Raw genomic sequence first — 22,951 nt, forward strand, 5'->3', positions numbered from 1 at the left:
ATTGAATGGAAAGACCGATATTGGAATCGAGTGAAGCACACTCGCTTGGCGGCCCGAGGCGCCGGAGCGAATGTGCTTTTTTTGCGTTCGGCGGTTCGCTGGAGAGCGGGATTTCAAAGCAAGATGCCGATTTGGCCGTAGCAGACAGCTTGTATAAAGGAGATGAGAGAATGAGGGCGATCGTGTACGCGGTGCGAGTGGCGGCCGGATGGCAGGTCAGGTTCACGGTAGATTGGGAGACGGACATGGCCTACTGGCTTGATCGGGGATACCGGGAAGGATTGGAGGCGGCTTGGCGGCAGGAGGGCTCTGGCAGCTCCGCCGTTGCAGGGAGAGAGACTGCGAGCATGATCGTCAAATTGAACCGGTCGCTGCCGCTCAGCGAAGCCGAGGCCGGTTACGGCAGGATCCAGGCGAAGCTGTTGAGAGGTGAAGGCGATACCCGGGATGCGGGGGCGATGGAGCGCTTGCTGTTGCGCGTGTTTGGCGAGGCTGCGGTAGCCCGCACGTTGTATGGCTCGCGCGTAGGCGTGCCCTTGCCGCCGAGCGTCGGTTCGGGCTGCGAGCTGCTATTGCCCGTGCCTGCCGGGGGAGTGGGGCGAGTCGCCGAAGCAAGGCTTCAAGCGATGCGGCTGCGGGCGATTGCGCCGCTGCTCCAGGGGCGCTCGCTGCTGCAGGCGGAGGCAGTCACGCTGCTCGCCGAGCATGCGCCGGGCATAACGCTAGGCGTCGGGCTGTTGGCGCTGGTACAGCTCGGCGCCTTGCTAGGCGCGCTGCGGCTCGGCGCCGCGGTCGCAGCGGCCGCACCGCGGGGCGCATCGCGGCATAGCGGGCGGCTGCGCTGCCGGCGATGCGGCAGCGGCGAAGCCGCCATGCGGCGCTCGGCGTGCGCCGCTTGCGGGAGCGGCGCCTGCGCCGTCTGCGAGGCGTGCCTCGCGCTCGGCCGCAGCCGCGCATGCGGGCTGCTCGTGCGCGGCCCGGCGCCGGCGGCTTCGCCGCTCGGCCTGGGCTTGGCCGGAGCGGTCCGCCCGTCCGCGGCGGATATATGCGCGCGCTGGGGGCTGAGCCCCGCGCAGCAGGTCGCCTCGGAGCAGGCGGTGCGCTTCCTGCTGGCCGAGCGCGAGCCGGGCGGCGAAGCGCCCGGCCGTTCACCACCCGGCCTACCCGCCGTCCGTGCCCGCCGGCCTATATTTCGCTTTCATCGCAGCTCCGTCGCCAGCCCTGGATTAGAGCCCCTGCCGCTCGGAGATCCGATGGCGATTCAGCCTCGTTCCTTCTTGTTATGGGCCGTTACCGGCGCCGGCAAGACGGAGATGATATTCCCGCTGCTGGACGCGGTTCTGAGCGCAGGCGGCAGGGCCTTGCTCGCGACGCCCCGCCGGGACGTCGTGCTCGAGCTGGCGCCGCGGCTGGCCAAGGCATTTCCTGCGCGCAGCATCGCCGTGCTCTACGGCGGCAGCGGCGAACGCTGGCAGCAGGCAGAGCTGACGCTGGCGACTACGCATCAACTCATGCGATTCGGCCAGGCGTTCGACCTCGTGCTAATAGACGAGCTCGATGCTTTTCCCTACCACGGCGACCCCATGCTGCACCATGCGGCTGCCGCAGCCCGGAAGCCCGACGGTTCCACCGTGCTATTGAGCGCAACCCCGCCGCCGGCGCTTCGTCGGGCGGTCCGCTTTGGACGTTTGCCTTGCGCAAGGGTTCCGGTTCGCTTCCATAGACATCCGCTGCCTGTGCCGCGGGTCATGAGCATGCCCCCTCTGCATCGTTGGGGTGTCGAAGCTGCTGCAGCATCTGCCAAGAAGCTCCCTGACCTCAGACAGCGTTTGATGAGCAGACAGGCTGCCGCGTTATTTGCTTGCATCGGCTCTTCGCTGGCACGAGGCGCTCAGGTTTTTGTCTTCGTCCCCTTCATTAAGCAGATCGATGCGCTGGTGTCGCTGTTTCGCAGGCAGGCTCAAGCTTGGGGAATATCGCCTGCGTCCGTCGATGGCACTTCCTCCCAGGACGAAGGGCGCAGGGACAAAGTCATGGCATTTCGGGAGCGCGAGCTCCGCCTTCTCGTGACGACGACCATTCTCGAACGCGGCGTCACCGTGCCGCGCAGCGACGTCTTTATTCTCGACGCGCATGCCAAGCTGTTCGACGAAGCGGCGCTCGTCCAGATGGCGGGGCGTGCCGGCCGCTCTTCGGATGACCCGGCCGGCCGCGTGTTCTTCTGCGCCGCTCACAGAACTCAAGCTTTGATCGGCGCAATCCGGCAGGTAACGGCGATGAATCGTCTTGCGCGGCGGGGCGGATATTTGCTTGAGCAAGGTTCAAATCGATGATTGCGGCGGTAATTAAGTTCATCTATCGTCTTTTTCAGCCCGAGCCATCGGTTTGTCCATGTTGCGGCAAGGAAGGACGGGGCGCTGCCGCCGCTGTCGCGATCATGCCTCTCCGCCATCCCGAGGCGCGGGCAGCGCTGGATGCGCTTTGCGTCTCCTGCAAAGCCAAAGTACCCTGGATCCTGACCGTCGTATGCCCGATCTGCGGCCGGCCGGAACGATGCGGCGATTGCCCGCGGCGTGCGCGGCTGTACTTTGCGTCAAGTCGATCAGCCGTTCGGTATGAGGGCGAGATGAAGGAGTTGCTTGCAGCTTACAAATATCAGGGCGCCGAGCGACTCGCGCCGATCATGGCCGCCATGCTGGCATCGGCTTTGGAGAGAAGTGCTTCAATGCCCGGCCGGCAGTACGACCTGGTTACGGCCGTTCCGCTTTCCGAAACGCGGTTGGCGGAGCGCGGATTTAACCAAGCCGAGCGAATGGCCTATATTTTGGCCGAATGGTATGGATTGTCGTATGAAAATCTGCTTGTCCGCACCCGCGACAGCGAGAAGCAGAGCCTCAAAGGCCGGGGAGCGCGCATTCGGGACATGCGGGGGTTATTCCGCGCAGCTGCGGCGGCAGGTTCGAAAATGCCAGTCGAATGCAAGAAAATGAGAATCCTCCTCGTCGACGACATCTATACGACCGGGAGCACGATGAACGAGTGCGCGCATGCGCTGCAACAGGCGTATCCCGAGGCCGAGATTCATGGGCTCGCATGGGCGAGAGCGTGACCGCAGAAGGTTACAACTCTTTCCTTTTCATGCTAGAATAACAGTATTCACAAGTATGATCGGGAGGGCTCTCAAGTGGCTTTAGCCAACTGTCCGCGCTGCGGCAAGCTGTTCAACCGTCAATTCCGCACCATCTGCGACGAATGCCATGCAGGGATCGAGAGAGATTACGAGACTTGCTTCAAGTTTCTTAAGGACCATAAGGGCGTAACGATAAACGAATTGTCCGAAGCGACGGAAGTTTCGGTACAACAAATCACCAAGTTCATCCAGGAGGGACGGATCTCCAAGGCGGTGGCGCCTAATCTGACCTATCCCTGCGAGATGTGCGGCGCGGCGATCCGGGACGGCAAGATCTGCTTCAACTGCCAAAACAAGCTGAAAAAAGGGATCGCCGGTTCCCAGATCGGCCGATCCGACGCGGATTCCCGCAACGGATTCAGGATTCTCGACAGAGATGATCGGTAAAATGAACTATTCATATTTTTCGCCGGCCGGCCGATAATAGATTTAAATCTATTTTCGGTCGTTTTTTTGTGGCGGAAGGGGTGCTTAATTTGAAAATCAACGAGACACAGCGAATAGCCAATATACGAAGCGTGTACGGCAGCAATAACGATAACGCCGTGACCAACAAGACTGCAGCGAAGAAAAAGGATAACGTATCCATATCGCCGGAGGCGCTTGAGTTGCTCCAATCGCAGCAGTCGAACGATGCCGACAAGGCCAAGAAGATCGAGGAACTCAAGAGCGCCGTGACGTCAGGCACCTATCACGTCGACGCAGGCAAGATCGCCGACAAGCTGCTGCCCTTTATCCTCTAAGACCGACATACGGGAGTGAGCGCATTTGGAATCAGCCTTCGAGGCGATATTGGAGCCGTTGCACGGCTTGGCGGACATCTATGGCCAACTGATCGGTCTGAGCATGGATAAACGCGAGGCGGTGCTCGCCAACCGGGTCGACGTCGTGGCAGCCGTCACGAACAAGGAGGCCAGGCTGCTGCCGCGGATCGGAGAGCTGGAGGCCAAGCGCGCCGCTGCCGTGCAGAGCTACCTGACCGGTCTCGGGCTTGGCGGAGCCAAGAACATCCGGATGGAGCAGCTGATCCGGCTCATTCCCAGCGCAGAGACCAAGCGCGCGCTCGACGCCGTCACGGTTCGCCTTGCGCAGGCGACGGACGAGCTGCGCCGGCTCAATGAATTTAACCAGCAGATGATTCGGACCCATCTGGAATATATCCACTATTCGATCGATGTCATTGCAGGCCCCAGCGAGGACGAGGCGACGTATCACCGTTCCCTGCAGGAGCAAGGCTTCTCGCGGCCCAGCCAATTCGACACACGCGCATAAGAGAGAGGTGAATTGACGAATGAGATCTACGTTTCACGGCCTGGAGACCGCCCGGCGCTCGCTGTTCACGCAGACGGCCGCGTTGTATACGACCGGCCACAACATCGCCAATGCCAATACGACCGGTTACTCCCGCCAGATCGTCAACATGACCGCGGCGCAGTCCATGGAAGCTTACGGGCTGATCCGGTCCACTGTGCCAGGGCAGATGGGTTCCGGCGTCGAGTTCACGTCCATCACGCGTGTTCGCGAGAAGTTCCTGGACGATCAGTATCGCAACGAGAACAAGTCGTTCGGCGATTATTCCATCCGCCAGGATACGCTCGAGAAGCTCGAGACGATCGTCAACGAGCCCAGCGAGAGCGGCGTCCGCACCGTTATCGCCAACTTTTTCAACGCCTGGTCCGAGCTCAGCAAGTCGCCGGAGAACGCGGACGGCCGCAAGATCGTGCGCGAGCAGGCGCTGGCGCTCACGGACGCGCTGAACCATACTGCCAAGCAACTGAGCGACCTGAAAAACGATCTGACGGAAAACGTGGATATCCGCGCCGGCGAGATCAACTCGAGATTGCAGGGGATTGCCCAGCTTAACCGCAGCATCGCGAAGCTCGAAGGGCTCGGAGACAACGCCAACGATCTGCGCGACCAGCGCGATCAACTGGCGGACGAGCTGTCCAAGATGATCAATATCACCGTTACCGAGCAATCGGACGGCTACAAGATCGATATGGGCGGAACAGAGCTCGTGGCCGGCTTCGACGAGCCGGCGCCGGTGACTGGGGATATGTTGACGGATGCCGTGGCATCCGGCGACCTCAACAGCGGCGAGGTTTACGGCATGATCCTGTCCAGAGATACTTACGTGCAGGGTTATATTAACGATCTGGATCGCTTGGCCAATACTCTTGCCAACGGCGATATCGAGGTCACGCTGCCCAAGGGCTCCGTCATTCCCGAAGGAACGACGCTTACGAACGCGGACGGATCGACGACGCTCTACACGGGTTCGGTGGCCGGCCGCACGCTGACTGACGACACCAAGGTTGTGCTCAAGGGTCTTAACGCGCTCCACCAACTCGGATACAACACCTCATCGACGCCGACCGGATTGCCCTTTTTCACCAATGCCGACGGCAGCACCGGGACGATCACCGCGGCTTCGATCACGCTGAACAAGCAGATCGCGGACAATCCGACCAAGATCTCCGCCTCGATGCGGGTGAACGACGACGGCACGCTGATCGAAGGCAACAACTCGCTCTCCGTCCTGTTCTCTCAGGCGAGAGATTTACGCTTTAACTTCGGTTCCGCCGGAGATCCGAACCTTAATACGGTCGACGCTTACTTCCGCTCGATCGCCGGCCAGCTCGGCGTTCAGTCCGAAGAGGCGATCCGCCAGATGAACAACTCCAAGGGTCTCGTCGACCAGATCGACGGCCGCAGGCAGTCCGTCAGCGGCGTATCGCTCGACGAAGAGATGTCGAATATGATCAAGTTCCAGCACGCTTACAACGCGGCGGCGCGGAATATGACGATGATCGACGAGATGCTCGACAAGGTCATTAACGGCATGGGCGTCGTCGGCAGATAACGGGATGAGGTGACTGGCAGTGGGAATTAGAGTTACGCAATCGATGATGAACACGCAGCTGCTCCGCAACGTCTCGAGCAATCTGGGACGGATGAACGACCTGCAGAACCAGCTGTCGACGGGCCGCCGCATCAACAAGCCTTCGGACGATCCCGTCGGACTGACGTTCTCCATGCGCTACCGCAGCGAGATCGACGCCAACGATCAATATGTGAAAAACACGGATTCCGCGACGTCCATGCTGGACTTTACGGATACCACGCTCGGACAGGCCGGCGACGTTCTCCAGCGCCTGCGCGAGCTGGCGGTCAAGGGAGCCACGGGCGCGCAGCCGCAGGAAGCTTACGACGCCATCAACCTGGAAGTCAAGGAGCTCTACAACCAGCTGGTGGAGATCGGCAACAGCAAGTTTAACGGCAAATTCGTCTTCAATGGCGAACAGACCCAGACCGCGCCGTATCCGGGAACCAAGATCGACGACGCAAGCGGCCAGATGGCTTACGAGGTGTCGACGGACGCTGGCCAGACGCAATACGAGCTTGGGCCGGGCGTTACGCTTGGCGCTAATCTTACTGGTGTCGAGATCTTTGGCAATCCGACGGATAACGATAATGTCTTCCTCGTCGTCAAGCAAGTCAGCGATGCGTTGAAAGACGGCAACTATAACAAGGTTTCCGATCTCATCGGCAACATCGACACCCGCTTGGGGACGCTGCTTGAGAAGCGGGCCGAGGTGGGCGCGCGCACTAATCGTCTCGCGCTTGTGAGCGACCGCTTGACGCAGACGGGCGTCAATCTTAAGAACATCCAGTCCAAGACCGAGGATGCGGATATGGCAGAGGTCATCACGAACCTAAAGACCGAGGAGAACGTCTACCAGGCTTCTCTGTCCGCAGGCGCCAAGCTCATCTCGCCAAGTCTGGTCGACTTCTTGAAGTAAGGGGCGGTGGCTGACGGATGAGAGGGATCGTACCGACGCCTCAGATCCAGATTCAGCAGACGTACGCGCAGCTTGGCATCGACGCAGACATCGGCACGCAGCATATCGAGCAGCCGCGTCCGACGTTCGAGATGAAGCAGCCGCGCGCGCAGCTGGAGATCGAGTCTCCCGAGGGCCGCCTTGAAGTGGATTCGTCCAAGGCCTGGGATGCGCTGGGCTTGGGCGGCCATCTGAACGTGATGAACAATATCTATTCTATGGCACCGCAGATCGCGCAGCAGGGGCTGGCTCGCATCGTCGAAGAAGGCAACCGGATGGCCGACCTGACCAATCCGAACAATCCGTTTGCGGAGTTCGCGGAGGACTGGCGCCGCTCGTTCCCGGAATTCGACTTCCGCGGCCCGGCGGCCTACAACAACGTGAGCGTCACCTTCACTCCGGGCGATCTCTCAATTCGCGCTTCGGCCAGTCCCGTAGAGATTCACAGCGAGGTCAATCAGCCAGTCCTGTCGTACGACAGGGGCAAGTTGGATATTTATATGCAGCAGTACAACAGCGTGAAGTTCACGCCGCCGCCGCTTGTTAGTTTGCAGGGCTGACATTGGTTTGCTTTCTTGCAGGCAGGATCGGTAATTCGTATGGCGAAATTTTAAACCATAGCCCCAGTCCGGCGATCCATCGCCGAAACGGCGTTATGGTTTTTCTATTTCATTTGCTTGTGCGCGTCGTTAGTATGCACTTCATCATAGATAGGGAGCTGTGCGAATGATTATTCAATCTTCCGTGCTGGGCGCAGTCGAGATCGAGACGGACAAGGCGGTCAAGTTTACGCAGGGCATGCCGGGATTCGAGGATACGACATCGTTTGTCTTGCTTCAGCCCGATCCGAGCCTGCCTTTTACCTACATGCAATCGTTGGATCGATCCGAGGTCGTCTTTTTGCTCACCGATCCTTTCATCTTTTCTCCTGAATATGATCTGAGGCTGTCGGAAGACACGATAGAGGAGCTTCGTATACAAGGGGAGCAGGATGTGCAAGTGTGGTCGGTTGTCACGTTGAGAGATCGTATCGAGACGGCCACAATGAACTTGCTTGCTCCAGTCATTATTAACGTGCGCGAGAAGTTGGGCAGACAGATCGTGCTGACCAACTCTAGCTACTCTACCCGGCAATTGCTCTCGCCGCCTGTTCCGCATGGTGAAACGAAATCTACAGGGGATGGGGCGTGAGCTTATGCTGGTATTGTCCAGAAAAAAAGGCGAGTCCATCATGATCGGTCACGATATCGAACTTGTCGTCCTAGGGACGGAGGGAGATACCGTGCGCCTAGGGATCAAGGCCCCCCGGAGCGTTGCGGTGAATCGGAAAGAGATCTATGACGCGATTCAGGAGTCTAATCGGGAAGCTGTAAACGTACAGGTGCCACTGGCGGATTTACGCAAGCTACTGGGCGGTCAATCGGGCAACAACGAGAGTAATCAATAATTTTCTATTTTTTTAAATTTGCTATTCACTAGGATTCGACTGCATTCGATATATATGTTAGGAGTTGAAGGACAGGGCGGCCGACCTTGACTTCAGCTAACTAAACCCCACATGGACGTGGGAACCGAACCTTCAAGGAGGAAGAAATCAATGCGTATTAACCACAATATCGCAGCGCTCAACACGCACCGTCAACTGACGGGCAACACGGCTGCTGCCAGCAAGTCCCTGGAAAAGCTGTCTTCCGGTCTTCGTATCAACCGTGCAGGCGACGACGCTGCCGGCCTCGCGATCTCCGAAAAAATGCGCGCTCAAATCCGCGGCCTGGACATGGCTTCGAAGAACGCGCAAGACGGCATCTCCCTGATCCAAACGGCTGAAGGCGCGCTCAACGAGACGCACTCCATCCTGCAACGTATGCGCGAACTGGCTGACCAATCGGCTAACGGTACGAACACTGCCGACGACCGCTCGGCTATCCAAGAAGAAGTTAAGCAACTGAAGGACGAAATCGACCGCATCGGCAACACGACCGAGTTCAACACGCAAAAGCTGCTGAATGGCGCGCTGAAGTCCGCTGGTACGGTAAACGTTGCTGTTGACACGACGACGGGCGCTCAAGTTGCGAAGCTTACGGGCGGTAAGGTGACGGGTACCGATACGATGAACGCTTCTGCAGTCGTAGACGCGGACTTCAAGTCTGAGACCATTAAGATTGACGGTAACGATATCACGGTTGACTGGGGTTCGCTGACAACGGATCAGAAGAACACGCTCAAAGCGATCAGCACCGATTCCACTACTCGTAACAATGCCAAGGATCTTATCGTTCAAACGATTAACGACGCGATTGATAAGTCCGGCAAGAACACGGCTCACGTTACGGGGTATGTAGACTCCAACGGCAAGCTGGTCATTGAAAGTGGAACCAAGGGAACGGATTCGAAGATCTCTACTTCTTCTGGTTCCGTGTTTGGTAAAGTGTTTGGTGGCAGTGGTCAAACTGCATCCAACGGTACCTCGATCTACAACGGGACCACTGTCGCTGCAAATACGAAAGCCGATCTCACCGTCGCCGGTATCCGGTTGGAAATCTCGGTTGGAGCTAATATCACGGCAGGCACTACTGCAATGTCCGCTGCAGCTAACACGCTGCAAAGTGCTATTAACGGTGCAATCTCGGATTACAATACGCTGCAAGGCAAGACTTCCGGCGAAGCTGGCTTCCTGACCAACGTACAAGTCAATGTCAGCTCGGACGGACGCTTTGCTATTACGAACGAGAATGGACCGGTTACGCTTAGCGATAAAATCGGTAATACGGCAGTCTCCGATCTTGGACTCTCTAACGCTCAAACCGAAGCATCCGGCAATGGTGGCGTAACGTTCCAAATCGGTGCCAATCGTGGCCAGACGATCAGCTTTGGCATTAGTGATATGCGGACAGCGGCTTTGGGCCTTTCGGCAGTAGACGTTTCGACTGCTACTAGCGCCTCGCAAGCGTTGGACAGCCTGGATAGCGCCATCAAGAACGTATCCTCGCAGCGTTCCAAGATGGGTGCTGTTCAGAACCGTCTGGAACATACGATCAACAACCTGCAAACGGCTTCCGAGAACCTGACGGCTGCCGAGTCCCGTATCCGCGACGTCGACATGGCGAAGGAAATGATGGACTTCACGAAGTCCAACATTCTCTCGCAAGCGGCCCAAGCGATGCTGGCTCAAGCGAACCAACAACCGCAAGGCGTTCTGCAACTGCTTCGTTAATCGTAACACTCTTAAAGAACCGTCGAATCGACGGTTCTTTTTGCTATTTTATTGCCATTTATTTTTATGTCGAATCTGCCGATAATAGGGACATACCTTAGTAGAGGCGTGAGTGTATGCATTTTAAATTCAGAGATCAAAGTCACTATTTTGAGCCGACACAACAGACGAATGCGGAAGTAATTCGTCATGTCCAGCAAATCGCTTTGAATAATCAACTTGATATTCATCATATTCTTGTCGATGCCATTCCGTTTTATGGGGATCTAAGTGAAGCTCTCGATCAAGCAGGTCCTTCCAGCGAAATTCGTGTAATAGAACGCGGTTCTTCGGAATGGCTGGATGATCTCCTCCAAACCGCATTGAATTATTTGTCAGTGGCGCTCGAACAACTGCCGGCAATAGCAGCATCTTTCCAGCAAGGAGAAGGGGCAATCCAATGGGAATTGTTTAAAGATTTATTAGAGGGAATCGGTTGGCTCGACGAGGTCTCGTCACTTATCATTAATAGTTCATTTCAAAAGGCCAGCACTTTTTTTGCCGAACAAAGCGTTGAATTGAGCCGTGTTGTTAAAGAGTTACTTGCTTCTATTGAAGATAATGATCGCATATTAACCGGTGACATTATCACCTATGAGCTTGCTGAGTTGTATCAGCAATTGCGAGATAGCATCCTTACATTGCAAACCGAGGGGATCCAATGAAAGCTAAAAATATGGAGTGGCTGCAATCCAGATTTCCGAACGTTATAGGTTTACTGGATCGTAGGCAGGAACAGTTTGAAGGCACGAATTATACAGTAGTAGCTGCCCGCTCAGGTGACTTAACGATCATGTCTGAGGACGGGGACGGCAAAAAAGTATATTGGCAGAGCCAATATAATCCTGTACAAGAGGCCAAAAATTTTGTCAATCAATTCAATCACATTGAGGAAAATACGCATGTTTTATTTTACGGCTGTGGCCTGGGTTATCATGTAGAGGCATTTGCCGAGAAGTTCCCGAATTTAAAAATATCGTTGTATGAGCCGGAGCCCCCTTTGTTCTTCAATTGGATGAAGGAACGGGAAATCAGTAACCGTTTAACGTACAGCATTCAAAATATTTGCCTGGAAACGGATCCGGCACAAATGGACATCTATTTGGAATATTTGCTTCTATTTACAACCGGTCAGACCATGCTAGTCATAAACCCCGCTTATGAAAGATTAGCGGAAGAAAGAGTGAAAAAATTTGCAGGAAGATTTAGGCAACATCTGCATCATCGTCGATACAATCTGCAAGCGAATCAGGCGTTCCAACAATATTGGGTGTTTAACAGTGTTTTAAACTTTCAATATACGTTTCAATCGCCAGGTTTTCTGCAATTCAAGGATGTACTAAAAGGTAAGCCTGTGTTAATCGTCTCTGCAGGTCCTTCCCTACAGGATGAAATTGAAAATTTGGCGCTCATTCGCCGACAAAATTCGGCTTATATATTTGCGGTCGGCTCCGCAAATAAAGTATTATTGGCGAATCAAATTATGCCGCACGCTGTATTTGCTTACGACGCGAGCGATCTGCAAACGACAGTTTTTAAAGAGATTATTGAAAATAACTATGATCAAATTCCGCTTGTATATGGTACTTATGTTGGGGCAAGATTGCTAGATGAGTATCCTGGGGCCAAGATGCACTTTGTGATGTCTCACGATACGGTAACCTTAGATTTGCTCAAGCATGAGGATTTAAGACAAAACGATCAAATCGCAATTGTATCTCCTTCGATCGCAGGAGTGACTCTCGATCTGTTGTGCAAGCTAGAGTGTGATATTTATTTTGTGGGACAAAACTTGGCATCGCGAAGCGATAAATATTATGCCGAGGGGATTAGCTACGATGATCGTTCGGAAGAAGTTACGGAAGAGGACCAAAAAAGAGCGCTTATAGTAAAGGACGTCTTCGGCAATAATATTCAAACCTTTGAAGAGTTAGATTTGATGCGGCAAAGCATTGAATCTATTCGCAGGAATTATCCAGATGTGCGCGTGCATAACACGACCAATGGCGGTGCGGCCATTGACCAGGTTCCATATATTCCTTTAGATGAAGTAATGACACAATTTAATGCGTTTACCGCAGATGATAATTGGTATAAGGCGCATCAGGTAAACATGTACAACCGAGTGGAAGTTGTAAATCATATAGAAAAACTTAAGGCTAGTTATGAAGCACTAAAGGCAGATTTGGACGTAGTATCGGATCTATTGAAGAAAATTCACCTTATAAAAGAACAGCGTAAAGCAAACAAGTTATACGGCTTCTTTCCTAAACTGGATGCCGGAATTAAGAAAATATTAAACAACGAAGTATATAAAATAATGATACAACCTATGAATATTACCGGTCACGACTTGCTGCTTCAAAAAATAAACAATATTAAATTTGAGAACAATGTGTTCGAGAAGGCCTCACAAATCGTACAAAACTTTGGAACCTATATCTATGAATGCCAAAAGGCTTACAGCCAGACCTACGGATTAATGCTTCGTCTTCTTGAGGTTAAGGAAGCGGAGCAAGCAAAATCAACGGAGCAGGAGACAGTCGGCCATGAATCTATCTGACAAGTCTATTCTTGTGACCGGCGCCGACGGCTTCATCGGCTCGCATCTGACAGAGACATTGCTCAGGCAAGGCTACAAGGTTCGTGCCTTCGTGCTCTACAACTCCTTTAACTCCTGGGGCTGGTTGGACACACTGGAGCCGGAGTTGAAGAGCCGTCTTGAGGTATTCTCCGGCGATGTCCGCGATCCAAATGGCGTACGGAAGGCGCTGGAAGGAATCCAGGTCGTCTTTCATCTGGCAGCGCTCATCGCGATTCCATATTCTTATCATTCGCCGGACACCTACGTAGACACGAATATCAAGGGGACGTTGAACTTGCTGCAAGCAGCCAGGGATGCGGGAGTCGAGAAGTTCGTGCATACCTCGACAAGCGAAGTATACGGGACGGCACGGTTCGTACCGATTACGGAGGAGCATCCGCTCCAGGGGCAGTCGCCTTACTCGGCAAGCAAGATTGGCGCGGATCAGATGGCGATGTCATTCTACTCTTCGTTCGGTACGCCAGTGTCGATCATTCGTCCGTTCAACACGTACGGTCCGCGCCAGTCCGCGCGTGCGATCATCCCGACCGTCATCACGCAGATTGCGAGCGGCAAGCGTCAGATTAAGCTAGGCGCTTTGCATCCGACGCGAGACTTTAATTTCGTATCGGACACGGTAAGAGGATTTATCGCGGTGGCGGAGTCGGAGCAATCCGTCGGCGAGGTCATTAATATCGGTAGTAACTATGAGGTGAGTATGGGGGATACGGTGTCGCTTATCGCGCGAATCATGAATGCGGATATCGAGATCGTCACTGACGAAGCCAGGCTCAGGCCGGAGAAGAGCGAGGTCGAGCGGCTCTGGGCGGATAATGCCAAGGCTGAGCGTCTGGCAGGCTGGAAGCCGCAGTACGGAGGACTCGAGGGGCTTGAGAGGGGGCTAGGGGAGACGGTCGATTGGTTCTCCAGGCGAGAAAACCTGGCGAGCTACAAAGCCGACTTCTATAATATATGATCGAGAAAAAACAGCTCATCGACCAAACGATCTCCTTGCTAAGGGACTGTCTGCCTGCGGACAGTTCCTTCATTGGTTTACACGAGCCTTTGTTCGAGGGCCGCGAGTGGGAGTATGTGCGGGACTGCCTTGACACCGGATGGGTCTCGACAGCCGGCCAGTATGTAGGGAGATTCGAAGCCGCCCTGCAAGAATATACCGGCGCCCGGAGGGCGATCGCTGTCGTGAACGGGACGGCTGCTCTTCACGTTTGCTTGCTGCTCGCAGGCGTAGAGGCTGGGGAGGAAGTGCTGATTCCTTCGCTGACATTCGTGGCGACGGCTAACGCTGTTCGGTATTGCGGAGCCGTTCCGCACTTCGTCGAGATCGAAAACGTAACGCTAGGCGTAGATGCCGCCAAGCTGGCCGACTATCTGGAGACGATTGCGGAATTAAAGTCTGACGGTCTTTTCAATCGACTAACCGGCAGACGCATCCGGGCTCTTGTACCTATGCATGTGTTTGGACATCCGGCTGATTTGGATGCGCTGGCTCAGATAGCCGATCGATATCAACTTGTCTTGATCGAAGACGCGGCCGAGTCGCTTGGGAGCTTTTATAAAGGGAAGCACATGGGAACGCTCGGCAAGTTATCAGCATTAAGCTTTAATGGCAATAAGATTATAACGACAGGCGGCGGCGGCGCCATATTGACCGACGACGACGCGCTGGCGGATCGGGCCAAGCATTTGACGACAACGGCCAAACTGCCGCACCGCTGGGCTTTTTATCATGACGAGACCGGTTACAACTACAGGATGCCGAACCTCAACGCCGCGCTTGGCTGCGCGCAGTTGGAGAAGCTGCCCTCATACGTGGAGAGAAAGCGGCTCTTAGCGCAGCTTTACGAAGAACGATTTAAGGACAATCCGTATCTGTCCTTCATGACGGAACCCTCCTACGCCAGGAGCAATTATTGGCTGAATGCCGTCATTCTGAGTCCTGAAACTGCTGCGTACCGGGACGATTTGTTGGAAGCGACCAACGATGCAGGCATCATGACACGTCCGATCTGGACGCCGATGCATTTGATGCCTCCTTATCAAGATTGTCCAGCGATGGATCTGAGCCTCACGGAAGCTTATTATGGCAGGGTGATCAATATCCCGAGCAGCGTGAAGTTAGGTGATCGTCATGGAGAATAAGCAAAAAATCGGCGTCGTTACGGGAACCCGAGCGGATTACGGACTCTTATATTACCTGCTGAGAGAGCTGGAGGCTGACGACCGGCTGGAGTTGCAGCTGCTCGTCACGGGCATGCATCTGTCTTCGGAGTTCGGCTTGACCTTTAGACAGATCGAAGAGGACGGTTTTCGCATCGATGCCAAGGTCGAGATGCTCTTGTCGAGCGACAGCCCGGCCGGCATCGCCAAGTCGATGGGGCTAGGGATGATTGGCTTCGGAGATGCCTTGGCCATGCTGAAGCCTGATCTTCTGGTCGTGCTCGGGGATCGCTATGAGATGTTTGCGGCAGCCCAAGCAGCCATGGTTGCGGGTATCCCGCTTGCGCATATCGCCGGCGGAGATACGACGGAAGGCGCCTATGACGAAGCGATCCGGCACAGTCTGACCAAGATGGCCCACCTTCACTTCGTAACGAACGAAGTCGCGGCGAAGCGAGTGAGGCAGATGGGCGAAAATCCGGCCCATGTCTACAATGTCGGCAGTCCAGGTATCGATTATATCAAGCGCATGCGCTTGCTGACGCGGCGGGAGATCGAGGAGCAGATCGGCTTCAAGCTGTGTTCCCGCAATCTGCTGATTACGTTCCATCCCGTTACGCTGGAGGCGGGCAGCGCCGTTCGGCAGCTCGATGCGTTGTTCGAAGCATGCGAGCGACTCGGTCCGGACGTCGGACTGATTTTTACCAAAGCGAATGCGGACAACGACGGGCGGAAAATCAATGAAGCGCTTGAGAGGTTTGCGCAGAACAGGCCAAATGCGGCGGTCTATGCATCGCTAGGCCAACAGAGATATCTGAGTGTTATGGCTATTTCGTCGGCTGTCGTGGGTAATTCATCCAGCGGACTTTACGAAGCGCCGTCCTTCGGCGTGCCGACGGTCAATATCGGCGATCGTCAGCGTGGACGTCTTGCCGCCGCTTCCGTCATATCCTGTTTGCCCGAAGCGGACGCAATCGAGCGGGCGATCCAAGAAGCGCTAGCGCGGGATTGCAGCGATACGATCAATCCTTACGGAGACGGGAATGCCGCTCCAAGAATCTGCCGCGTCATCGGCGACACTGTCGATTACCGTACGTTGCTCAAAAAGACGTTCCGTGACATGGAGGAAACGAAATGACGAAAGAAAAACAAGTCTACATTATCGCGGAAGCGGGGGTTAATCATAACGGGTCGCTCGATCTCGCGATGGACCTGGTGCGGGCAGCGGCAGACGCCGGCGCGGATGCCGTCAAGTTCCAGACCTTCAAGGCGGATCATCTGGTTACGCGCACGGCAGATCGGGCCGCTTATCAGGACCGCAATACCGGAGATACGGACACGCAGTACGAAATGATCCGGAAGCTGGAGCTTAGCGAAGCGGACCATCTAACAATAAAGGCGGAATGCGAGGCGCGCGGGATCGCCTTCATGTCTTCTCCCTTCGATTTGGCGAGTCTGCATCTCCTGGTGGAGACCATTGAGGTAGATCGCCTCAAGATTCCATCGGGCGAGATTACGAACGTCCCTCTGCTACTTAGCGCCGCCAGAAGCGGGTTGCCGATCATCTTGTCCAGCGGCGTGTGCACGCTTGCCGATATTGAATCGGCGCTTTCCCTCATCGCCTTCGGCTACCTGAACGATGCTGACTTGCCGACGGAAGGCGCGATTATGGAAGCTTACGCATCCCCGGATGGCCAACGAATACTGCGGGAGCGAGTGACGCTGCTGCATTGTACGACAGAGTATCCGGCTCCTTTCGACGAGGTGAACTTGCGCGTGATGGATACCTTTGCCTCGGCATTCGGCATCTCCGTCGGTTATTCGGATCACACGCGGGGGATCGCGATCCCGATCGCGGCGGTCGCTAGAGGAGCCACAGTCATCGAGAAGCATTTTACGCTAAGCCGGGATCTGCCCGGTCCGGATCATCGGGCTTCGTTGGAGCCGGACGAGCTTCAGGCGATGGTCGCTTCGATCCGGCAAGTCGAGCTTGCGTTGGGCTCCGGGGTCAAGAAGCCTTCGAAGTCGGAGAGCTTCAACCGTCATATCATTCGCAAAAGCTTGGTTGCGGCTGCCGATATTCGAAAGGGAGAGCGGTTTACCGAGGGAAACATCGGGATTAAAAGGCCAGGCGGCGGCCTGCCGCCGAGCAAGTATTGGGACCTGCTTGGAAGAACGGCCCTTCGAGATTACGCTGCGGATGAAAGATTAGTCGATGAATAAGCCGGTCATCGTGCTTGGCGGTGGAGGACATGCCAAGGTCGTCATAGAGTCGCTTCGGCTGCTGGGGGCGAAAATTGTCGGAATAACGGCGCCGAATCCGACGGACATTGCGGATAGCTTGCAAAATTATCCATGGATCGGCAATGACGCAGCTATTCAGCAGAGCTATTCGACAGCCGATATAATACTCATCAACGGCATTGGCCAAGTCGCGCATTCCGGGCTTAGAAGCCGGTTATATGACGATTTTAAGCAAAAAGGTTATACGTTCGGAGCGATTATCCACCCCGCCGCCATCATGGCGTCGGATGTCAGGCTTGGCGAAGGCGCGCAAATAATGGCTGGCTGCATCGTACAGCCTTCGGTCGAGATCGGCGACAATACCGTGCTGAATACCCGCAGCTCGATCGATCACGACTGCCGAATCGGGCATCATGTGCACATCGCGCCTGGAGCCATATTGGCAGGCGGCGTGATCGTCGACGACGAAGCTTTCATCGGCGCCGGCGCTGTCGTCATCGAAGGCAGAAGGATCGGGAAAGGGGCCGTTGTCGGTGCGGGCGCGGTCGTCGTACGCAACGTTCCGGCCGGCGCTCGGCATGCAGGAGTACCAGCGAAGGAGATGCATCCATGACCGAGTGGCAGAACACGGTAGTTCCTATGGACATGACAATCGAGCAAGCGGTGAAAACGATCGATTCCAGCTCGATGCAGATTGCGCTCGTTACCGACGAAACGGGAAGGCTGGTCGGCACGATTACGGATGGCGATATCCGGCGAGGCATACTGCGAGGGATCGGCTTGCAGGAGCCGGTCGTTCTGATCATGAATGCCAATCCTACGATTCTGCCGGAGCAGACCGAGAGCGGCGTGATCTTATCCCTCATGCGCATTAAGCAAATCCGGCATATACCGCTTGTCGACCACGAGGGACGCTTGACTGATCTGAAATGCTTTGACGATCTGGTGCGGCCGGCGCGAAAGGACAATTGGGTCGTCATCATGGCTGGCGGGCTTGGTACGCGGTTGAGTCCGCTGACCGACACAACCCCCAAGCCGCTGCTGCATGTGGGCGGCAAACCGCTGCTGGAGACGATTCTGGAGAACTTCATCGCAAGCGGGTTCGTCAATTTTTACTTATCCGTTAATTATAAATCCGAGATGGTCGAGAGCTACTTCCAAGACGGCTCCAGATGGGGCGTACAGATTCGATATATTCGGGAGAATCAACGCATGGGAACGGCCGGGGCGCTGAGCCTTTTGGAAGAACTGCCCGAGGAGCCGCTGCTCGTTATGAACGGCGATCTGCTGACGAAGGTGAGCTTCAATCAACTGCTTGAATTTCATCAATCTCACAAATCGCAAGCTACGATGTGCGTGCGGAACTATGAATATCAAGTGCCTTACGGCGTCGTCAACGTAGACAAGCATCATCTCGTGGGACTGGTAGAAAAGCCGAAGCAGCATTATTTCGTGAATGCCGGCATTTACGTCTTAAATCCCGAAGTGATTCGGCAAATTCCGCAAAATGTGTTCTATGATATGACGACGCTTTTCGAAGCGCTGATGGCCGATAAGCAGGAGACTTGTGTATTTCCGCTTCGTGAGTATTGGCTCGATATCGGACGGATGGACGACTATGAACGGGCGAACGGCGAGTATGCGGAGGTTTTCGCTTGATAAATGAGGTGACGGATTGAAACGATTATGCTCTATTTGTGCGCGAGGCGGTTCGAAAGGCGTACCGGACAAAAATGTCCGGTTGCTGAACGGCCGACCTTTAATTGCCCATAGTATAGAACAGGCAAAAGAAACGGGGCTGTTTCAAGCAATCGCGGTAAGCAGCGATTCCGATCATATCTTGGATGTTGCCGGTGCTTCCGGCGCAGACATTTTGATCAAGCGGCCGTCGGAGATGGCTACCGATTACGCGCCTAAGGTACCTGCAATTCGCCACTGCTTTATGGAAGCGGAGAAAAGGCTCGGAATCGTTATCGATACGGCAGTTGATCTTGATGCGACCTCGCCGCTGCGTTTCCCCAGCGATATCGTTCAAGCTGTGCGCATGCTTGAAGAAACGGGCGTCTCCAACGTAATCACGGGTATGACGGCTCGCCGTTCTCCTTACTTTAACTTAGTGGAGATCAACGAGCGCGGCGTTGCCGAACTCTCTAAGAGATTGCCCAATCCCATTGTTCGCAGGCAAGATAGCCCGCGCTGCTACGACATGAATGGTTCCATTTACGTCTGGAAGCGTTCCGTGTTATTGGAAAACGATACGCTTTTCCTGCCGGACACTCTGCTTTACGAAATGCCGGAAGAGCGCTCGATCGATATCGACCATGAATTGGAATGGGAATGGGTTTCTTTTCTGATGAACAAAAGAAAAGAGTCTCGCCAATCGATCTGACTTTACTTTATTGAATGAGGTGTTTCGTTAATGTCCCGATTTCCGGCCCAGCGAACGATAAGCGATTTTGAACAAAACGACGAACAAGCGGAGATCAAATACGGTCTGCCGCGCGAGATCAAGTTCTGCAAGCGCTGCGTCATCTCCAACCAGCGCCCTAATTCCGCGGTCGAATACGCGCATACGAAGGATAGCAAAAAAGCAACGATCCATTTCGACGAAGACGGCATTTGCGACGCTTGCCGTCTTGCCGAGCAGAAGCATAAGACCATCGATTGGGACGCAAGAGAGAAAGAACTCCGCGAGCTCTGCGACCGTTACCGCAAAAGCGACGGTTCTTATGACTGTCTCGTACCCGGATCGGGCGGCAAGGACAGCTTCTATGCGGCGCATATTCTCCGCACCAAGTACAACATGCATCCGTTGACCGTAACTTGGGCGCCTCATGTTTACACCGAGTGGGGCTGGCGCAACTTTCAATCCTGGATCCACGCCGGATTCGATAACTACTTGTGCACGCCGAACGGCCGGATTCACCGGCTTTTGACGAGACTTGCGGTAGAGAACCTGTTCCATCCGTTCCAGCCGTTTATTTTCGGGCAGAAGGCGCTGGCGCCGAAGATGGCCCTGCTGCATAACATTCAACTCGTATTTTACGGGGAGAACGAGGCGGAATACGGCAACCCGATCAGCGACACGACTTCCGCCAAGCGCGACTGGTCTTACTTTACGGCATCCGACAAGTCCAAGATTTTCCTCGGCGGCACGTCGCTGGCGGAGCTTAAGGAAAATTACGGCGTCGAGGATTACGAGCTGAATCCTTACCTGCCCGCGAATCCTGAAGAGATCGAGAAAAAAGAAGTGAACGTTCACTATCTCGGCTACTATCTCAAATGGCATCCGCAAAGCTGCTATTACTACTCTGTCGAGCATGGCGGGTTCGAAGCCTCTCCGGAGCGTACGCCCGGCACATACAGCAAGTACAACAGCATCGACGATCGGATCGACGATTTCCACTATTACACGACTTTCATCAAGTTCGGCATCGGCCGTGCGACATACGATGCCGCGCAGGAGATCCGCTCCGGCGACATTACGCGCGAAGAAGGCGTGGCGCTGGTCAAGCGGTTCGACGGCGAGTTTCCCGATCGCTTTGCGGACGAGATCTTCGAATATCTCAGCATGAACGAGAAGCAATTTCCGGAGGCGTCCCGCATGTTCGAACAACCGATCATGGACCGCGACTACTTCATGAAGCTGGCCGATCACTTCCGGTCGCCACATCTATGGCGCCGTGAAGGCGACGCCTGGAAACTCAAAAAAACCGTCTGGGAAGCGTAGAGGAGCGGATTGCGATGAATGTCCGATTAATCGCCAGACTCGACATCAAAGGCCCCAACCTCATCAAGGGCATTCATCTGGAAGGTCTCCGGGTCGTAGGCGATCCTCAACAATTCGCCAGAAAGTACTATGAAGGCGGGATCGACGAGTTGATTTATATGGATACCGTCGCCAGCCTCTACGGCCGCAACAATCTCTCTGAAATCGTAAAATACACGGCGGAGAACGTATTTATACCGCTGACGGTAGGCGGCGGCATTCGCAGCGTTGAGGACGTTACCCACATGCTCCGAATGGGTGCCGACAAAGTGGCTATAAATACCGCTGCAGTCCATAGACCCGAACTGATCGGCGAAGTGTCTCAGAAGTTTGGATCCCAATGCATGGTATTGTCCATCGAAGCCAAGCGTATCGGCACTGACCGCTGGGAGGTCTATACGGACAATGGACGCGAGAAAACGGGGCTCGACGTCGTGGAATGGGCAGTCCGGGGGCAAAAACTGGGAGCGGGCGAAATTTTACTGACCTCCGTGGATCAAGAAGGAACGCGAAAAGGGTACGATAACCGGCTCGTGCGCGCAGTCAGCGAGGCCGTGTCGATCCCGGTCATCGCCAGCGGCGGATTGGGCGAACCGGCGCACTTATCCGAAGTTATTGGAGCAGGCAAGGCGGATGCGGTCGCCGTCGCGGATGCGCTTCATTACGATCGCCTGAGCATCGACGAGCTGAGGCAGGCGATTCAGGAATCGGCATTGGCGGTGAAGCATGGCTAATACGATAACTTTAATCGATTACGGCGTCGGCAATCTGCTTAGCGTATCCAGAGCATTAGAGCATTGCGGGGCGCATGTCGAGCTTGCGCAAACGCCTGAGCAGATCGAAGCCGCGGACAAGCTGGTTCTTCCGGGCGTCGGTGCGTTTGCGGATGGAATGAACGGATTGCGTGAACGCAACCTCGTCGAGGCGATCCGCAGGCATGCGGAGCAAGACAAGCCGCTGTTAGGCATATGTCTTGGCATGCAGATGCTGCTCAGCGCGAGCGAAGAATTCGGCACGCACGAGGGCTTGGGAATTATTCCGGGTAAAGTGAGCGCGATTCCGAATACGACTGTCGAGGGCCAGACTCACAAAATTCCGCATATCGGGTGGTCGGAGCTGCGGCGGCCTAAGCCGGATACGGAATGGGCAGGGTCGATTTTGGAAGGTGCGTCCGAAGACAGCAGAACCTACTTCGTTCATTCTTTCACGGCGATTCCAGACGACCCCGAGCATCGGCTTGCGGATGCAAACTATAACGGCCGAACGATTGCTGCCGTTGTGCGAAAGGGAGCCATTTACGGTACGCAGTTCCATCCGGAAAAGAGCAGAGATATCGGATTGCAAATCTTATCCAACTTTATTGGCTTATAAAGGTAAAGGTCTCTCAAATGTAAGTCTTCATATTCCGATATAGGGTGTAAAGGCTACGTTTTTGGAGGGATATGGATGGATTCTATCGCATTGGGCTCGACATCCGGCTTTGCGGGAGGCGCGGAGCGGATTCAGCCTGCGCAGGCGCCGGAGCCTGCGGCTCGTTCGGATGCTGCTGGCTCGGCACCGGATTTGCCGTCCGCCGGCGAGCTCCCTAGCTTCTCTACGCTTAAGCAGGCAGAGCAATTCGGCGATCAGATCGGCATCAGCGACGAGCAAGTGCTTAAGGCTATTGAAAAGGCTTTGAAAACATTGGCTGGCAAGACGACAAGCCTGCAATTCTCGATTCACGAAAAAACGAAGCAAGTGATGGTCAAGGTGGTTAACTCCGAGAATGGCGAGATCATCAGAGAGATTCCTCCAGAGAAGAACTTGGATTTTCTTGCCAGTCTCTGGGAAAAGGCCGGCATTTTGGTTGATGAACGACGGTAATCGCGCCTTGGGCGAGAGGAAGGTGAGC

Annotated in this window: 24 protein-coding genes; all 24 read left to right on the forward strand. The window is 55.0% G+C overall.

Features of this window, described 5'->3' with window-relative positions:
- The first annotated feature begins 170 nt into the window (after positions 1-170).
- The 24 genes from ACFOTD_RS11300 to ACFOTD_RS11415 all read left to right on the forward strand — a co-directional run bounded on the left by ACFOTD_RS11300 (position 171) and on the right by ACFOTD_RS11415 (position 22,923).
- Positions 171-2,333: a helicase-related protein gene (locus ACFOTD_RS11300; RefSeq protein WP_378118672.1), complete on the forward strand. Its 2,163-nt coding sequence runs from the start codon at positions 171-173 to the stop codon at positions 2,331-2,333.
- 293 nt (positions 2,334-2,626) lie between these two features.
- Complete coding sequence (locus ACFOTD_RS11305; RefSeq protein ID WP_378118673.1) at positions 2,627-3,109, forward strand: ComF family protein; 483 nt, start codon at positions 2,627-2,629, stop codon at positions 3,107-3,109.
- Between the two features lie 75 nt (positions 3,110-3,184).
- Positions 3,185-3,577, forward strand: a complete 393-nt coding sequence (locus ACFOTD_RS11310; protein WP_378118675.1) for a flagellar protein — start codon at positions 3,185-3,187, stop codon at positions 3,575-3,577.
- An 80-nt stretch (positions 3,578-3,657) separates the two neighbouring features.
- Complete coding sequence (gene flgM / locus ACFOTD_RS11315) at positions 3,658-3,933, forward strand: flagellar biosynthesis anti-sigma factor FlgM (protein WP_378118677.1); 276 nt, start codon at positions 3,658-3,660, stop codon at positions 3,931-3,933.
- Between the two features lie 25 nt (positions 3,934-3,958).
- Entirely contained in the window at positions 3,959-4,462 is a 504-nt protein-coding gene (locus ACFOTD_RS11320; RefSeq protein WP_378118679.1) for a flagellar protein FlgN, read from the forward strand.
- A gap of 19 nt (positions 4,463-4,481) precedes the next feature.
- Positions 4,482-6,053 carry a flagellar hook-associated protein FlgK gene (flgK, locus tag ACFOTD_RS11325; protein WP_378118681.1) on the forward strand — a complete coding sequence of 524 codons (1,572 nt, stop codon included), beginning with the start codon at positions 4,482-4,484 and terminating at the stop codon, positions 6,051-6,053.
- 19 nt (positions 6,054-6,072) lie between these two features.
- The gene (flgL, locus tag ACFOTD_RS11330; protein ID WP_378118683.1) at positions 6,073-6,993 is read left to right on the forward strand and encodes a flagellar hook-associated protein FlgL; all 921 of its coding nucleotides are present in this window, start codon (positions 6,073-6,075) and stop codon (positions 6,991-6,993) included.
- A gap of 17 nt (positions 6,994-7,010) precedes the next feature.
- Positions 7,011-7,592 carry a DUF6470 family protein gene (locus ACFOTD_RS11335; RefSeq protein WP_378118685.1) on the forward strand — a complete coding sequence of 194 codons (582 nt, stop codon included), beginning with the start codon at positions 7,011-7,013 and terminating at the stop codon, positions 7,590-7,592.
- Positions 7,593-7,758: 166 nt separating this feature from the next.
- The gene (gene fliW, locus ACFOTD_RS11340) at positions 7,759-8,223 is read left to right on the forward strand and encodes a flagellar assembly protein FliW (protein WP_378118687.1); all 465 of its coding nucleotides are present in this window, start codon (positions 7,759-7,761) and stop codon (positions 8,221-8,223) included.
- Between the two features lie 4 nt (positions 8,224-8,227).
- Positions 8,228-8,479, forward strand: coding sequence for a carbon storage regulator CsrA (gene csrA / locus ACFOTD_RS11345; protein WP_378118689.1), 252 nt, complete (start codon positions 8,228-8,230; stop codon positions 8,477-8,479).
- A 150-nt stretch (positions 8,480-8,629) separates the two neighbouring features.
- Positions 8,630-10,246, forward strand: coding sequence for a flagellin N-terminal helical domain-containing protein (locus ACFOTD_RS11350; protein ID WP_378118691.1), 1,617 nt, complete (start codon positions 8,630-8,632; stop codon positions 10,244-10,246).
- A gap of 116 nt (positions 10,247-10,362) precedes the next feature.
- Positions 10,363-10,950, forward strand: coding sequence for a DUF8042 domain-containing protein (locus ACFOTD_RS11355; RefSeq protein ID WP_378118693.1), 588 nt, complete (start codon positions 10,363-10,365; stop codon positions 10,948-10,950).
- Complete coding sequence (locus ACFOTD_RS11360) at positions 10,947-12,848, forward strand: motility associated factor glycosyltransferase family protein (protein ID WP_378118695.1); 1,902 nt, start codon at positions 10,947-10,949, stop codon at positions 12,846-12,848. Before ACFOTD_RS11355 ends, ACFOTD_RS11360 begins: the two co-directional genes overlap by 4 nt.
- Entirely contained in the window at positions 12,835-13,845 is a 1,011-nt protein-coding gene (locus ACFOTD_RS11365; protein WP_378118697.1) for an NAD-dependent 4,6-dehydratase LegB, read from the forward strand. Before ACFOTD_RS11360 ends, ACFOTD_RS11365 begins: the two co-directional genes overlap by 14 nt.
- The gene (locus tag ACFOTD_RS11370) at positions 13,842-15,029 is read left to right on the forward strand and encodes a LegC family aminotransferase (protein WP_378118699.1); all 1,188 of its coding nucleotides are present in this window, start codon (positions 13,842-13,844) and stop codon (positions 15,027-15,029) included. The genes ACFOTD_RS11365 and ACFOTD_RS11370 overlap by 4 nt, the downstream gene beginning before the upstream one ends.
- Positions 15,019-16,185 carry a UDP-N-acetylglucosamine 2-epimerase gene (gene neuC / locus ACFOTD_RS11375; RefSeq protein WP_378118701.1) on the forward strand — a complete coding sequence of 389 codons (1,167 nt, stop codon included), beginning with the start codon at positions 15,019-15,021 and terminating at the stop codon, positions 16,183-16,185. Before ACFOTD_RS11370 ends, neuC begins: the two co-directional genes overlap by 11 nt.
- A complete protein-coding gene (gene neuB / locus ACFOTD_RS11380) occupies positions 16,182-17,270 on the forward strand; it encodes an N-acetylneuraminate synthase (RefSeq protein ID WP_378118702.1) in 1,089 nt (362 codons plus the stop codon). Before neuC ends, neuB begins: the two co-directional genes overlap by 4 nt.
- Complete coding sequence (locus ACFOTD_RS11385; RefSeq protein ID WP_378118704.1) at positions 17,263-17,904, forward strand: acetyltransferase; 642 nt, start codon at positions 17,263-17,265, stop codon at positions 17,902-17,904. The genes neuB and ACFOTD_RS11385 overlap by 8 nt, the downstream gene beginning before the upstream one ends.
- On the forward strand, positions 17,901-18,950 hold the full coding sequence (locus ACFOTD_RS11390; RefSeq protein ID WP_378118706.1) for a nucleotidyltransferase family protein: 1,050 nt from the start codon (positions 17,901-17,903) through the stop codon (positions 18,948-18,950). Before ACFOTD_RS11385 ends, ACFOTD_RS11390 begins: the two co-directional genes overlap by 4 nt.
- Before the next feature lie 16 nt (positions 18,951-18,966).
- Positions 18,967-19,680: an acylneuraminate cytidylyltransferase family protein gene (locus ACFOTD_RS11395; RefSeq protein WP_378118708.1), complete on the forward strand. Its 714-nt coding sequence runs from the start codon at positions 18,967-18,969 to the stop codon at positions 19,678-19,680.
- 30 nt (positions 19,681-19,710) lie between these two features.
- Positions 19,711-21,021, forward strand: a complete 1,311-nt coding sequence (locus tag ACFOTD_RS11400) for an N-acetyl sugar amidotransferase (protein ID WP_378118710.1) — start codon at positions 19,711-19,713, stop codon at positions 21,019-21,021.
- Positions 21,022-21,035: 14 nt separating this feature from the next.
- On the forward strand, positions 21,036-21,794 hold the full coding sequence (gene hisF, locus ACFOTD_RS11405) for an imidazole glycerol phosphate synthase subunit HisF (protein ID WP_378118712.1): 759 nt from the start codon (positions 21,036-21,038) through the stop codon (positions 21,792-21,794).
- Complete coding sequence (gene hisH / locus ACFOTD_RS11410) at positions 21,787-22,431, forward strand: imidazole glycerol phosphate synthase subunit HisH (RefSeq protein ID WP_378118714.1); 645 nt, start codon at positions 21,787-21,789, stop codon at positions 22,429-22,431. The genes hisF and hisH overlap by 8 nt, the downstream gene beginning before the upstream one ends.
- Positions 22,432-22,521: 90 nt before the next feature.
- On the forward strand, positions 22,522-22,923 hold the full coding sequence (locus ACFOTD_RS11415) for a flagellar protein FlaG (RefSeq protein WP_378118716.1): 402 nt from the start codon (positions 22,522-22,524) through the stop codon (positions 22,921-22,923).
- Positions 22,924-22,951: the final 28 nt, after the last annotated feature.

Origin of the sequence: Cohnella sp. GCM10012308 (assembly GCF_042649185.1) — a bacterium.
Taxonomy (GTDB): domain Bacteria; phylum Bacillota; class Bacilli; order Paenibacillales; family Paenibacillaceae; genus Cohnella.